This window comes from Methanobacterium sp. CWC-01, assembly GCF_030323845.1.
Taxonomy (GTDB): Archaea; Methanobacteriota; Methanobacteria; order Methanobacteriales; family Methanobacteriaceae; genus Methanobacterium; species Methanobacterium aridiramus.
In genome coordinates this window covers 1,493,778-1,506,162 of record NZ_CP040735.1, presented here as the reverse complement: position 1 = coordinate 1,506,162, position 12,385 = coordinate 1,493,778, and the positions used below count along the sequence as shown (strand labels likewise).

The window sequence follows — 12,385 nt, the reverse complement described above, 5'->3', positions numbered from 1 at the left end:
GAGAACTCTTAGATGAAGATTGGTGTTTCAACCCTGGCCCTGTACCCGGAGAAACTGGAGAACATAATGGGTCGCCTGGAAGATCTTAAAGTGGATTTCTGCGAGATAATAAACGAATACCCCTACCACCAGGTGGAGAGTGATGACCTGGAGTCCTTTAATATAAAGACCACCATCCACGCCCCGCTGTCAGATATAAACCTGGCCTCCCATAACCAGGCCATTCGGAAAGCTTCCATACAACAGATGAAGCATTCCATGGACCTGGCCAGGAGTCTGGACGCTGAGGTGGTGGTGGTGCATCCCGGCCAGATGCCCATCCTGGGCAGGGACCTGGAGGAAGCAGTCCTAGGCTATAACCTGGAGTCACTGGCAGAATGTGCTCTCTATGCCACTGATTGTGGGGTTGCCATGTGCGTAGAGAACATGCCCTGCATTGATGGTCTTCTCTTCCAGGATCTCGATGAGCTGGACCGGCTGGTTAGAGACATAGATGCCCACATAACCCTGGACGTGGGACACGCTCATAACAATTCCATTCCCACCACAGAGATGCTCAAGTCTTCCCGTGTGAAACACGTGCACCTCTCGGATAATGACGGATCATTCGACCAGCACCATGCCCTGGGATCGGCTGAAATCGACTTCAAATCAATTATAGGCGACCTTCAGAAGCTGAAATACCGGGGAATCCTGGTGGTGGAGGTTAAAGGTGCCTCTGATGTAGAACCCAGTCTCAGTTACCTGCAAGGCCTCATGTAATCCGGTTCAGCGGCGGACCCTTCCGGGGCCAGGTATAATAATTTATAAAGCCCGAAGAAAAAGATTCTTTATTGACAGATTCATGGAAGTAATAGGTAAATTGGGGATATTAGTATGAAAGTGGGAATTATAGGCGGAACAGGCGATCAAGGCCTTGGAATTGCTCTTAGACTGGCCAAAGCCGGTGAAGAAATCATTATCGGATCCAGGGATGTTAAGAAGGCAGAGAATGCAGTTAGCCTGGTTAAGAACATGCTGGCTGATGATGAAACAAGGAATATAAGGGGGGCCACCAACCAGGAAGCCGCCCGGGAGGCGGATCTGGCGGTGCTCACCGTACCCCTGCAGGCCCAGATCATTACCCTGAGAGGGGTTCAGGAAGATCTTCAGGGCATGATAATGGTGGATGCCACTGTACCCCTGGACAGCTGCCTGGCAGGTCGGCCTAACCGTTACGTGGATGTGTGGGAGGGTTCGGCTGCCGAGAGATCACAGGCCATGCTGAAGGACCAGCAGGTGAAGGTGGTGTCAGCCTTTAACAATATCAGTGCAGCCAGCCTAACCAACGCCAATAACGATGTGGAGTGTGACTGCCTGGTATCAGGAGATGATCTTGAGGCCAAAAAGGTGGTGATGGAGCTGGCGGAGAAAATACCCGGTGTCCGGGCCATTGACTGCGGACCCCTGGAAAACGCTCGTATCGTGGAGAAAATAACCCCCCTCCTCATAAATTTAAACATCCGTAACCGGATTAAACTGGCCGGTATAAGGATAACGGGCCTTTAAATTTTAAAAAAGGAAGTTAAATATGGAAATACTGAAAAAAACTGCAGAATCGATAGCAAAACATTCCCTGGATGTCATCACCCGCATCGACCCTCAGAAGGTGAACCTGATGATAGACACTATAAAAAGCTCCCAGTCAGTGTTCATCGTAGGCAGTGGACGGTCAGAGTTGATCGGCAAAGCCTTTGCTATGCGCCTCATGCACCTGGGATTCCGGGTGCACGTGGTGGGTGATGTAACCACCCCCGCCATCACTGATAAAGACTGTCTGGTAGCTATTTCTGGATCAGGCGAAACGAAGACCGTCACTATAGCAGCAGAGACTTGCAAGGAAGTAGGAGCTAAAGTGGTGGCCATCACCACTAACCCCCAATCCACCCTGGGTGAGAGTTTGGATGTGCTGGTGAAGATGGATAGTAAGAGCAAGGTTCCCTGGAAACATCCCACTTCCCACACTTTAAAGGGGAATTATGATGACATGACCCCCATGGGTACCCTGTTTGAAGATGCCACCCATCTGTTCCTGGACGGTCTCATAGCTGAGTTCATGGCCCGTATGGGGCAGAAGGAAACCGACCTGCGCAGAAGACACGCCACCCTGGAGTAGGTTTTTCCTTAAAGTAGGGTAGTATGCACCCGGTGAATGATATGAATGGAAAACTACAAGGGGATATGGTAACGGTAGCCAGTCCGAGAGCCATCAAACTACATGAAAACAGCCATTTCGGACAGTTGATCCAGGAAGAATTACAATTACCACTTATAGAAGCACTGTTTCTGGCAGAAAAGGATAAGTTAACTTTGTCTACTGAGGGCAGAGAACTATCCCGGGATGAGTTCACCAATGTGGTGCGGGATAAAGGGCTTTTCACCAAGTACCTGGTTTTCAAGGACCTCAGAAACCGGGGTTACATTGTAAAAACCGGTTTTAAGTACGGATCAGAGTTTAGACTCTATGAAAGAGGAAGATCTCCAGGGAATGGTCACTCTGACTTCCTGGTAAAGGTCCTGACCGAGGATCAGCAGATAACCATCAACGATTTCTCCAGTTACGTCCGGGTAGCCCATGGAGTTAACAAGAAGCTCATGCTGGCAGTGGTGGATGATGAACAGGACATCACCTACTACAACGTGGAATGGACCCGGCCCTAGGGAGACAGTTATATTATATCCCGACCATAAGCTCTAATATTAAGATCAAGGTGATGAATCTGATAGACCCCTGGAGTTCAGCCCTAGTCGACTACGAAAAACTGATCCAACAATTTGGAATTAAACCCTTCCAGGAATTACTGGGAGATATTGAAGATCCTTCCCTCCTAATGAGGAGGGGGATCATATTCGGTCACCGAGATTTTGGCCGTATAATTAAGGCCCTGCGGGAGAAGAGCCCCTTTGCGGTGGTGACCGGGATGATGCCCAGTGGCCGGATGCACATTGGCCATAAGATGATCGTGGACCAGATCATCTGGTACCAGAAGATGGGAGCCGAGATATACATCCCCATCGCCGATATGGAGGCCTATTCCGCCCGGGGAGTGGAATTTGAGGAGTCCCGTAAGATAGCCCTGGAGGAGTACATCACCAACTACATCGCCCTGGGACTGGACTTTTCTCTAAAGAACATAAACACTTATCTGCAGTCTGAAAACCAGGATGTGAATTATCTAGCCTACCAGCTGGGTCGCAGGGTGAACTGGAATGAGATGAAGGCCATCTATGGTTTTAATGGATCAACCAACCTATCCCATCTCTACGTGCCCCTGATACAGGTGGCGGACATACTCCATCCCCAACTGGAGACCTATGGCGGCCCTAAACCCACCGTGGTTCCGGTGGGGCCGGATCAGGACCCCCACATACGTCTCACCCGTGACATTGCCGAACGATTCAAGAACCGGTTTAACTTCATAACCCCCTCCTCCACTTACCATCGTTTTATCACCGGACTCACTGGTGGTAAAATGTCCAGCAGCAAACCAAAAACCGCTATCTTTTTGACTGATAGCCCTGAGGTCGCGGAGAAGAAGATAAGAACCGCTAAGACTGGTGGCAGGGAAAGTCTGCAGGAGCAGAAGAAACTGGGAGGAGTCCCCACCGACTGTGTGGTATACGAAATGCTGCTCTACCACCTGGTGGATGATGATCAGGAGCTGGCAGAAATTTACAAGCAGTGCACCCAGGGCCAGATCATGTGTGGGGAGTGTAAGATGCAGGCCGCCAGTAAGGTCCGGGAGTTATTTGAACACCTCACCCGGAAGCGGGAGCAGGCCCGGGATGAAGCACTTAAAGTGCTGGAAGGATAAATTATATAATTAGTCGTCTGAAATGGGAGGAGGTCTAAATGGCACGGGAAAGATATGAAAGTTATATAGGTGGACTGTACCGTAGGAATGAGCGATTCCTGATTATCTCCGCAGTAATATTTTTTGCATCCATGTTCATTGGATATGCACTGTCCGGGCTACTGGAATGGGTCATGGGTAGCGTTCTGGACAACATGAAAAGGCAGGTTAGCCAGGGCGAGCTGCAACTGACCACCTTCTCCATATTCATGAACAACCTGAAAGTGGCCTTCTTCCTCTATGGGGGAGGACTGATCTTCGGTATCGTTACTGTATTTTTCCTGTTCTATAACGGCGTCTTCATAGGTTACGCCGCTGCCCAGTATCAACTGGTGGATTTCATTGTATACACCATCCCCCATGGTATCTTCGAAATTGTGGGGATCATAATAGCGGGTGCCGCTGGTTTCAAACTGGCCGGAGTGATTGTAGATATCTTAAAGGGACTCCGGCACATACAACCGGAGATGTCCCGTGCCAACCAGTTCAGCTATTTGTTAAATGTTTACTACGATGATTTTAAGGAATCTCTGGTGCTTCTGGCCATCGCCATTATCCTGTTACTGATAGGTGCCTTCATAGAGGCTAACTTCACCCTTACCTGGGCCAACTACGTTACCGGGGCCACCACCCAAACTGCCAGTGAAAATCCTCTAAACAGCATGTTCAGAGTATCTTAAAATTAAAAAAAAGGTGATTTATAATGATGATATGCATATCCTGTGGTGCAGAATACGATAATCAGGAGATAATATATACCTGCAGGGAGTGTGGGTCTATACTGGAGGTTGTATGCCAGCCCCAGGTTTCCCGGGACATTTTTGAGTGTAGAAAATCCACCATGTGGAAGTACAAGGAATTCATGCCCGTGGATCATTCCCTCATAGTCAGCCTGGAAGAGGGAGGAACCCCTTTTTGCCGCTGCCAGAAGCTGGGAGATGATCTGGGTGTGGAACTCTACGTGAAGGTGGAAGGATCCAACCCCACCGGCAGCTTCAAAGATCGGGGTATGAGTGTGGGCATAACCAAAGCCCGGGAGTTAGGTGTGGATACAGTGGGATGCGCCTCCACCGGGAATACTTCGGCTTCTCTGGCTGCCTACGCTGCCCGGGCTGGTTTGAGGTGTATCGTGCTTTTACCCTCGGGTAAGGTGGCCCTGGGGAAGCTGGCCCAGGCCATGTTCCACGGTGCTGAGGTTATATCGGTGCGGGGCAACTTTGACGAGGCTCTGGAGGCCGTGACGGCCCTGGCCCTGGAGGGACAGCTTTATCTGTTAAACTCCGTTAACCCCTTCCGTCTGGAGGGACAGAAATCAATTGGATTCGAGATTGTGGATGATCTGGGCTGGAAATCTCCGGATCGGATCATACTACCGGTGGGTAATGCCGGTAACATATCCGCCATCTGGAAGGGAATCACTGAGTTTCATGAGGCGGGTTTTATTTCGGACCTGCCCCGTATGACTGGTATTCAGGCCGAAGGCGCCGCTCCCATAGCCCGGGCAGTTGAACAGGGTTGGGAGGATATTGTGCCAGTGGAGAACCCGGAGACGGTGGCTACAGCCATACGCATCGGGGCTCCGGTGAGTGCTAAAAAGGCTCTGCGGGCCATTTATGAGTCGGATGGTATGGCGGAGACCGTTACTGATGAAGAGATCCTGGACGCCCAGAAACTGTTGGCCAGGAGGGAAGGGATCGGGGTAGAACCCGCCTCAGCTGCATCCATCGCTGGCCTTAGGAAGCTGGTTGAATCAGGTCAGATAGATAAGGGCGAACAGATCGTCTGCATAGTAACCGGACATCTATTAAAAGACCCTAATACTGCAATCAATGCCTGTAAGGAGCCTATCGAAGTTGATGCTGATATAAGTGCACTGTCCCGAATTATAAATCAGTCCTGAACGATTTGGCCCTAGATTTTTCCTCTGGCAAATCTGGTGGATCTCTATATTCTAAATTTTTACACCCCACCCATAATGTCACGATTGGTAACTAGATGACCCAAGATCATATAAATCATGTTGTGGTGACCCCATACCATATGAATGACCGAATAATCACTGTAATTAGGGATAAATATATATAAGAGTACAACTACAGTGTATATTAACAAATCTACAAAATTGAGGTGAATAATATGGAATTACCAATAGCTCCCATTGGAAGAATAATAAAGAACGCCGGTGCCGAAAGAGTTTCTGACGACGCTAGAGAAGCCCTAGCTAAAGCATTAGAAGAAATGGGCGAAGAAATAGCATTAGACGCTGTTAAACTAGCTAAACACGCCGGACGTAAAACTGTTAAAGCAGCCGATATTGAAATGGTCGTCAAAAGGATGTAAGTGACCTTACAACCTTTTAATATCTTTTTTTATCTCTTTAACCCACTATTTTTTTTAATTTCTTACATCATCACTGACTATTTTTCAGCAACCATATAAAAATCCTAGTTTGACCCCTGGGATATCCAGGCAGGCCCCACTCCAGGGAGAGAGGGGTCTAAATGATAAGTATATATACCAATTCCAACTAACTTTTTGATATCTAATTTTAGATTCGAAGTGCTTTTTTGTGAGTTTAAAAATTAGAATTCATCATTGACGGTCATTTAACTGATCCGGCATGAGCTCTTACAACCCCCCTGGGGCGTGTAAGTTTGGATCTGCCGATGGATGGTTGAAACCAGATGAAAAAGGAGGTAAATAAATGGCAAAAGCAATGTATGTGAAATTTGATGTACCAAAAGAACTAGCCGACAAAGCCTATGAGGCCCTGGAGATAGCCCGGGATACTGGTAAGATTACCAAGGGAACCAACGAGGTAACCAAGGCCATGGAACGAGGCGACGCACTACTGGTATTAATAGCAGAGGATATTGATCCACCAGAAATAGCAGCTCACATGCCAGTACTGGCTGAAGAAAAAGAAATACCTTATGTATACATCCCTACCAAGGATGAACTAGGTGAAGCAGCCGGATTAAACGTGGGAACTGCATCTGCAGGCATTATTGACGCTGGCGAAGCCGCCGAGCTCATCAAAGATGTGGCAGAAAAGGTGGAAGAACTCAAGAAATAAATTAAACTGTTTCTAGAGAGAGGTTACCACCTTTCTCATCTTACGAAGGTGATTATATGGAAGATGGAACTCCTGCCGAAGTAATAGAAGTACTAAAAAGAACAGGCATGACTGGGGAAGTTATGCAGGTGAAGTGCAGGATACTGGACGGAAGGGATAAGGGCCGAATACTCACCAGGAACGTTATGGGAGCCATTAAAGAAGGCGATATCCTGATGCTCTTGGACACCATCCGGGAAGCCAAGGAAATACGCACCCCATAGAGGTTAAGGTGTTATTATGAGAACGTGTTCATTCTGCGGAGAAGAAATTAACGAAGGTACTGGAAAGATGTACATCAAAAAAGACGGTACTGTGTTCTTTTTCTGCAGCAGTAAATGTGAGAAAAACCGGATTAAACTGGGAAGAGTTCCCAGAAAGGTCAAATGGGTCAAACAATGAAGGAAAAAAGCTTCGTAATGTTAAAGCCTGATGCAGTACTGCGTCGACTGACCGGTAAGATCCTAACCCGTTTCGAACAACGAGGCCTGGAGATAGTGGCTGCCAAGATGCTGGTCATCCCCCGGGAACTGGCCCAGCAGCACTACGCCGAACATGAAGAAAAACCCTTCTTCGCTGATCTGGTGGATTACATAACCTCCGGCCCAGTTCTGGCTACGGTAATTGAGGGAGAAGAATGCATCACTCTCATCCGTAAGATGGTGGGAGCTACTAATCCTAAAGAAGCTGATACAGGAACCATCAGGGGTGATTATGCCATCGACACTGGTCGGAACATAATACACGCTTCTGATTCTCCAGCCTCAGCAGAAAGGGAAGTTAAGCTCTTTTTCAAGGCTGATGAATTATGTGATTGCTCCTTCCCAGACCGGGAATGGATCTACGAAGAACCTTAATTTAAAACCTTAGAGCCATAATTTTTTGTGCTCTTTCCTTTTAAGGGGCGCTTTTAGTAAGAGGGTTGAAAATTTGAAGATCAGATCACCAATAGTATCCGTTCTGGGCCATGTGGACCACGGAAAAACCACTCTCCTAGATTTTATCAGGGGAAGTTTCATTGCTCAGAAGGAAGCAGGGGGCATAACCCAACACATCGGGGCCACTGAGATTCCCATGGAAGCTATTGAATCCATCTGCAGCCAGTTCATCCAGAAACTGGAGATCCGGGAAAGTTTACCCGGCCTGTTCTTCATTGACACTCCCGGCCATGAGGCCTTCACCACCCTCCGTAAAAGGGGTGGGGCCCTGGCTGACCTGGCGGTGCTGATGGTGGACCTCAACGAGGGTTTCAAACCCCAGACCTACGAGGCCCTTAACATCCTCAAAATGTACCAGACCCCCTTCGTGGTGGGTGCCAACAAGATGGACCGGATACCCGGCTGGCAGACCCACGAAAAAGAGCCTTTCAGTCAGACTTACAGTAAACAGAACCCCCAAGTGCAGACCGCTCTGGACAACAAGGTCTACGAGTTGGTGGGAATCCTCCACCAGGAGGGTTTTGAATCCGAACGTTTTGACCGGGTGCGAGACTTCGCCCGGCAGGTGAGTATTATCCCCATCAGTGCCAAGACCGGGGAGGGAATTGCCGAACTTCTAACCATGCTACTGGGACTGGCCCAGCAGTACCTCCAGGAGCAGCTGCAGATTGAAGCAGACGCCCCGGCCAAGGGGACTATCCTGGAAATTAAAGAAGAAGTGGGACTGGGAACCACCATTGACGCTGTTATATACGATGGAGTACTGAAAAAGGATGATAAAATCGCCCTGACTACCAGGGACGATGTGCTGGTCACCAAGATAAGGTCCCTTCTAAAGCCCAACCCCCTAGAGGAGATAAGAGACACCAAAAAACGATTCCAGAAGGTGGACGAGGTGGTGGCCGCTGCCGGTATCAAGATCGTGGCCCCCAACATTGAGAACGTAGTCTCCGGCTCCCCCCTGCGAGTGGCCCGGGGAGACCTGGAGGAGGTTAAAGAACACATACTCCAGGAGATGGAAGAGATAAAAATCCAGACCGACGAAGTGGGAGTGGTGGTCAAGGCGGATACCCTGGGATCCCTGGAGGCCCTCTTAAACATCCTCAAAGACATGGAAATACCCATCCGCTCCGCGGATATTGGTGATGTTTCCCGTAGGGATGTCATCGACACCTCCATAGTCAAGGATGAAGAACCCCTCTACGGAGTGCTCATCGCCTTCAACGTCAAAGTACTGCCCTCAGCTGCCGAGGAATTAAAAAACAGGAAAGTAAAACTCTTCGCTGCCGACGTCATCTACCAGCTCACCGAGGAATACCAGGAATGGCTGGACGCCGCTGAAGAAAGGCGTAAAAAAGAGTGGCTGGAGGCCATCATCAAACCAGCCCGGATCCGGATCATACCTAAACTAGTATTCAGGCAGAGTAAACCGGCCATCGCCGGGGTAGAAATCCTCTCCGGGACCATCAAGAAGGGCTACGGCCTGATGAGTAAAGACGGAGTCAGGGTGGGTAGTGTGGAAAGCATGCAGGATAAGGGAGATAACCTGGCCGCCGCTTCCAAGGGTGTTAAAGTGGCCATGGCCATAAAAGACGGAGTATTTGGCCGTAACCTGGAGGAAGGAGACGAGCTATACGTGGACATCCCTGAGAACCATTATCAGATCCTGGAAGAAGAGTTGAAGGGTAAGCTAAACGAAGATGAACTCCAAATTCTAGAGGAGATTGTGGAGATAAAGAGGAAGGCAGATCCTAACTGGGGAATGTGAGTTAGATTCATTAATAAAAGCATAAAAACCGATAAATAATATAATATATAAAGCAGAGTTAAGATGGAGGAGATAGATTGGCATTTAAACTGGTTGTTTCAGAAGGTAAAAGCAGTCATCAAATGGAAGTGGAGGCTGCTTTATCCAAGAAGCTCATAGGATTGAAGATTGGTGAAGAATTCGACGCTTCTATGGTAGGCCTAGAAGGCTACCAACTGCGCATAACTGGAGGAAGTGATAAAAACGGCTTCCCCATGAAAAGGGATGTGGATGGACCACGCCGGATAAGAAGCCTGCTCACCAGCGGTGTAGGATTCAGACCCACCCGAAAAGGTCAGAGGAAACGAAAAACCGTCCGGGGAAACACCCTGTCTGATGACATCGTGCAGGTCAACACCGTAGTGGTTAAGAAAGGTAAAAAGAGCATCACTGAACTCCTGGAAGGCAGTGAAGAATAAAATTACAAAAAGGTGTAGTCCGTGAAAGTACAGTCTGAAATTAATATCGGGTTGGTAGGACACGTGGACCATGGTAAAACCACCCTCACCAAGGCCCTGTCTGGAATATGGACCGATACCCATAGTGAAGAAACTAAAAGGGGCATATCTATACGGCTGGGCTATGCGGACATCACCTTCCGCCGGTGCATGGAGTGCCCCATACCCCAGTGTTACACCACCTCCCTGGTCTGTGAACACTGTGGCAGTGAAACCCAAACCATCCGGAAGGTTTCCTTCGTGGATTCTCCGGGACACGAGACTCTAATGGCCACCATGCTCTCTGGAGCAGCTATAATGGACGGTGCCATCCTGGTCATCGCCGCCAACGAGCCCTGTCCCCAGCCCCAAACCAAGGAGCATCTCATGGCCCTGGACGTTATTGGGGTCACCGACGTCATCGTGGTGCAGAACAAGATCGACATCATCTCCCGGGAAAGAGCCCTGGAGAGTTACCAGGAGATCAAGGAATTCGTGAAGGGTACCTGTGCCGAGGACGCCCCCATCATACCGGTCTCTGCCCAGCAGGGCGCTAACATTGACATACTCATTGAAACCATACAGCATCAGATCAGAACCCCCCGCAGATCCCTCCGTAAAGCTCCACGCATACACGTGGCCCGGTCCTTTGATATAAACCGACCTGGCTGCACCCCTGAAAATATTCAGGGAGGAGTGATTGGCGGATCCCTCATCCAGGGGAAGTTGAAGTTGGGAGATGAGATAGAGATAAAACCGGGAATTCAGATTAAAAATAAGGGCAGATTGGAATGGATGAGTCTTATATCCACCATCACCGGACTGGTAGCCGGTGGAGAGCAGGTGGAGGAAGTGGGGCCTGGGGGCCTCATTGGAGTGGGAACCAACCTGGATCCCTCCCTCACCAAGGCCGACTCCCTTTCCGGTTCCGTAGCCGGCAAACCCGGATCTTTACCGGACATCCTGCACCAGTTCGCCATGAAAACCCATCTACTGGAACGGGTGGTCGGTACCAAAGAAGAGAAGGCCGTGGAGCCCATAAAGTCCTCCGAACCATTGATGATTAATATTGGAACCACCACCACCATTGGCGTGGTTACCAGCGCCCGTAAGAATGAGGTGGATGTCCAACTCAAACTACCAGTCTGTGCCGAGGCCGGTCAGAGAGTGGCCCTCAGCCGGAGGGTGGGTGCCCGGTGGAGGTTAATTGGTTATGGTATCATCAAATAGGGAAGCCCTGGTGGATGCCAATTTTTTATGACCACCACCCAGTTCCCGGTGGATGTGGTGGTCGAACTGGAAAACATCCTACCATCCTATAAGCTCACAGTTCCCTCCTACGTGCTGGAGGAATTGAAGAACATTAAAAGAAAATCCCGGGGTAAAAATCGAATAGCAGCCTCAGTGGCCATTAAAATAGCCGAGAATCCCCCCTTCGAGGTGCGGGAGATGGAGCTGGGCCGGGGCGAAAGGGTGGATGATGCACTCCTGCGACAATCCCGGGTGCTGTGCACCAACGACCGGGAGTTACGACGAAAGGCCAGGAAGAAGAAGATAACCGTGGTATATCTTCGTCAGAAAAGATATCTGAGTATAGATGGGCATTTAAGCCCGGAATAAAAAAGTTAATATCATTAATTCACGTCATCATAATTGGAGGAAAATGCATGAATCTCTGGAAGGACCTGGAAAGCGGACCATCCGCCCCGGAAGTTGTATACGCAGTTATTGAAATACCCAAAGGATCCCGGAACAAGTACGAATATGATAAGGATATGGAGGCCTTTGCCCTGGATCGGGTGCTCTACTCACCGGTACATTACCCGGCGGAGTACGGTATAATTCCCCAGACCCTATACGATGACGGAGACCCCATGGACATCATGGTGCTCATGGAACAGCCCACCTTCCCCGGTTGTATAATTGAGAGCCGGGCCATAGGTATGATGAGGATGATCGATGGTGGTGACCAGGATGATAAGATCCTGGCGGTGCCCACCCAGGACCCCCTCTACCAAGAGGTTCAGGACCTTGATGATGTGGCTCCCCACCTTTTAAAGGAAATAGCACAGTTTTTCCAGGACTACAAAACCCTGGAAGGAAAAGAGACCGAAGTCCTGGGCTGGGTAAATAAAGAAGAAGCCCTTAAGGCCATAGAACACTCCATCCAGCTTTATAAAAAAATGTGAAGCCAT

At 49.3% G+C, this 12,385-nt stretch carries 17 protein-coding genes; all 17 read left to right on the top strand.

The genetic code is table 11. The features are described from left to right. Nucleotides 1–12: 12 nt before the first annotated feature. The 17 genes from FGU46_RS08215 to FGU46_RS08135 all read left to right on the top strand — a co-directional run bounded on the left by FGU46_RS08215 (nt 13) and on the right by FGU46_RS08135 (nt 12,379). Nucleotides 13–762 (top strand): sugar phosphate isomerase/epimerase family protein, encoded by a 750-nt coding sequence (locus tag FGU46_RS08215; protein WP_286473943.1) that lies wholly within the window; start codon nt 13–15, stop codon nt 760–762. Between the two features lie 114 nt (nt 763–876). Then, on the top strand, nt 877–1,548 hold the full coding sequence (gene npdG / locus FGU46_RS08210; protein WP_286473941.1) for an NADPH-dependent F420 reductase: 672 nt from the start codon (nt 877–879) through the stop codon (nt 1,546–1,548). Between the two features lie 22 nt (nt 1,549–1,570). Continuing rightward, complete coding sequence (gene hxlB, locus FGU46_RS08205) at nt 1,571–2,155, top strand: 6-phospho-3-hexuloisomerase (protein ID WP_286473939.1); 585 nt, start codon at nt 1,571–1,573, stop codon at nt 2,153–2,155. A gap of 41 nt (nt 2,156–2,196) precedes the next feature. Next, complete coding sequence (gene endA / locus FGU46_RS08200) at nt 2,197–2,700, top strand: tRNA-intron lyase (RefSeq protein WP_286473936.1); 504 nt, start codon at nt 2,197–2,199, stop codon at nt 2,698–2,700. Between the two features lie 59 nt (nt 2,701–2,759). Next, nucleotides 2,760–3,854 (top strand): tryptophan--tRNA ligase, encoded by a 1,095-nt coding sequence (locus tag FGU46_RS08195; RefSeq protein ID WP_286478412.1) that lies wholly within the window; start codon nt 2,760–2,762, stop codon nt 3,852–3,854. 38 nt (nt 3,855–3,892) lie between these two features. Further along, nucleotides 3,893–4,573, top strand: a complete 681-nt coding sequence (locus FGU46_RS08190) for a stage II sporulation protein M (protein ID WP_286473933.1) — start codon at nt 3,893–3,895, stop codon at nt 4,571–4,573. A 23-nt stretch (nt 4,574–4,596) separates the two neighbouring features. Beyond that, a complete protein-coding gene (gene thrC, locus FGU46_RS08185) occupies nt 4,597–5,793 on the top strand; it encodes a threonine synthase (RefSeq protein WP_286473930.1) in 1,197 nt (398 codons plus the stop codon). Nucleotides 5,794–6,029: 236 nt separating this feature from the next. Next, nucleotides 6,030–6,233, top strand: coding sequence for a histone family protein (locus tag FGU46_RS08180; RefSeq protein WP_286473923.1), 204 nt, complete (start codon nt 6,030–6,032; stop codon nt 6,231–6,233). Nucleotides 6,234–6,597: 364 nt separating this feature from the next. After that, nucleotides 6,598–6,969, top strand: a complete 372-nt coding sequence (gene rpl7ae / locus FGU46_RS08175) for a 50S ribosomal protein L7Ae (protein ID WP_286473921.1) — start codon at nt 6,598–6,600, stop codon at nt 6,967–6,969. Nucleotides 6,970–7,025: 56 nt separating this feature from the next. Continuing rightward, nucleotides 7,026–7,232: a 30S ribosomal protein S28e gene (locus FGU46_RS08170; RefSeq protein ID WP_112124000.1), complete on the top strand. Its 207-nt coding sequence runs from the start codon at nt 7,026–7,028 to the stop codon at nt 7,230–7,232. Nucleotides 7,233–7,248: 16 nt separating this feature from the next. Continuing rightward, on the top strand, nt 7,249–7,410 hold the full coding sequence (locus tag FGU46_RS08165; RefSeq protein ID WP_286473906.1) for a 50S ribosomal protein L24e: 162 nt from the start codon (nt 7,249–7,251) through the stop codon (nt 7,408–7,410). Continuing rightward, a complete protein-coding gene (gene ndk, locus FGU46_RS08160; RefSeq protein ID WP_286473904.1) occupies nt 7,407–7,865 on the top strand; it encodes a nucleoside-diphosphate kinase in 459 nt (152 codons plus the stop codon). Before FGU46_RS08165 ends, ndk begins: the two co-directional genes overlap by 4 nt. 73 nt (nt 7,866–7,938) lie before the next feature. Next, nucleotides 7,939–9,714: a translation initiation factor IF-2 gene (infB, locus tag FGU46_RS08155; protein ID WP_286473900.1), complete on the top strand. Its 1,776-nt coding sequence runs from the start codon at nt 7,939–7,941 to the stop codon at nt 9,712–9,714. A 77-nt stretch (nt 9,715–9,791) separates the two neighbouring features. After that, nucleotides 9,792–10,172 (top strand): 30S ribosomal protein S6e, encoded by a 381-nt coding sequence (locus FGU46_RS08150; RefSeq protein WP_286473898.1) that lies wholly within the window; start codon nt 9,792–9,794, stop codon nt 10,170–10,172. A 21-nt stretch (nt 10,173–10,193) separates the two neighbouring features. Beyond that, the gene (locus FGU46_RS08145; RefSeq protein WP_286473894.1) at nt 10,194–11,420 is read left to right on the top strand and encodes a translation initiation factor IF-2 subunit gamma; all 1,227 of its coding nucleotides are present in this window, start codon (nt 10,194–10,196) and stop codon (nt 11,418–11,420) included. Nucleotides 11,421–11,447: 27 nt separating this feature from the next. Next, nucleotides 11,448–11,810: a type II toxin-antitoxin system VapC family toxin gene (locus FGU46_RS08140; RefSeq protein ID WP_286473892.1), complete on the top strand. Its 363-nt coding sequence runs from the start codon at nt 11,448–11,450 to the stop codon at nt 11,808–11,810. 47 nt (nt 11,811–11,857) lie between these two features. Continuing rightward, on the top strand, nt 11,858–12,379 hold the full coding sequence (locus FGU46_RS08135; protein ID WP_286473890.1) for an inorganic diphosphatase: 522 nt from the start codon (nt 11,858–11,860) through the stop codon (nt 12,377–12,379). Nucleotides 12,380–12,385: the final 6 nt, after the last annotated feature.

Bases quoted from the DNA above. Each gene is read 5' to 3' on its own strand.
- FGU46_RS08215 (WP_286473943.1), top strand. From the start codon at position 13: ATGAAGATTGGTGTTTCAACCCTGGCCCTGTACCCGGAGAAACTGGAG.
- npdG (WP_286473941.1), top strand. From the start codon at position 877: ATGAAAGTGGGAATTATAGGCGGAACAGGCGATCAAGGCCTTGGAATT.
- hxlB (WP_286473939.1), top strand. From the start codon at position 1,571: ATGGAAATACTGAAAAAAACTGCAGAATCGATAGCAAAACATTCCCTG.
- endA (WP_286473936.1), top strand. From the start codon at position 2,197: ATGAATGGAAAACTACAAGGGGATATGGTAACGGTAGCCAGTCCGAGA.
- FGU46_RS08190 (WP_286473933.1), top strand. From the start codon at position 3,893: ATGGCACGGGAAAGATATGAAAGTTATATAGGTGGACTGTACCGTAGG.
- thrC (WP_286473930.1), top strand. From the start codon at position 4,597: ATGATGATATGCATATCCTGTGGTGCAGAATACGATAATCAGGAGATA.
- FGU46_RS08180 (WP_286473923.1), top strand. From the start codon at position 6,030: ATGGAATTACCAATAGCTCCCATTGGAAGAATAATAAAGAACGCCGGT.
- rpl7ae (WP_286473921.1), top strand. From the start codon at position 6,598: ATGGCAAAAGCAATGTATGTGAAATTTGATGTACCAAAAGAACTAGCC.
- FGU46_RS08170 (WP_112124000.1), top strand. From the start codon at position 7,026: ATGGAAGATGGAACTCCTGCCGAAGTAATAGAAGTACTAAAAAGAACA.
- FGU46_RS08165 (WP_286473906.1), top strand. From the start codon at position 7,249: ATGAGAACGTGTTCATTCTGCGGAGAAGAAATTAACGAAGGTACTGGA.
- ndk (WP_286473904.1), top strand. From the start codon at position 7,407: ATGAAGGAAAAAAGCTTCGTAATGTTAAAGCCTGATGCAGTACTGCGT.
- FGU46_RS08140 (WP_286473892.1), top strand. From the start codon at position 11,448: ATGACCACCACCCAGTTCCCGGTGGATGTGGTGGTCGAACTGGAAAAC.
- FGU46_RS08135 (WP_286473890.1), top strand. From the start codon at position 11,858: ATGAATCTCTGGAAGGACCTGGAAAGCGGACCATCCGCCCCGGAAGTT.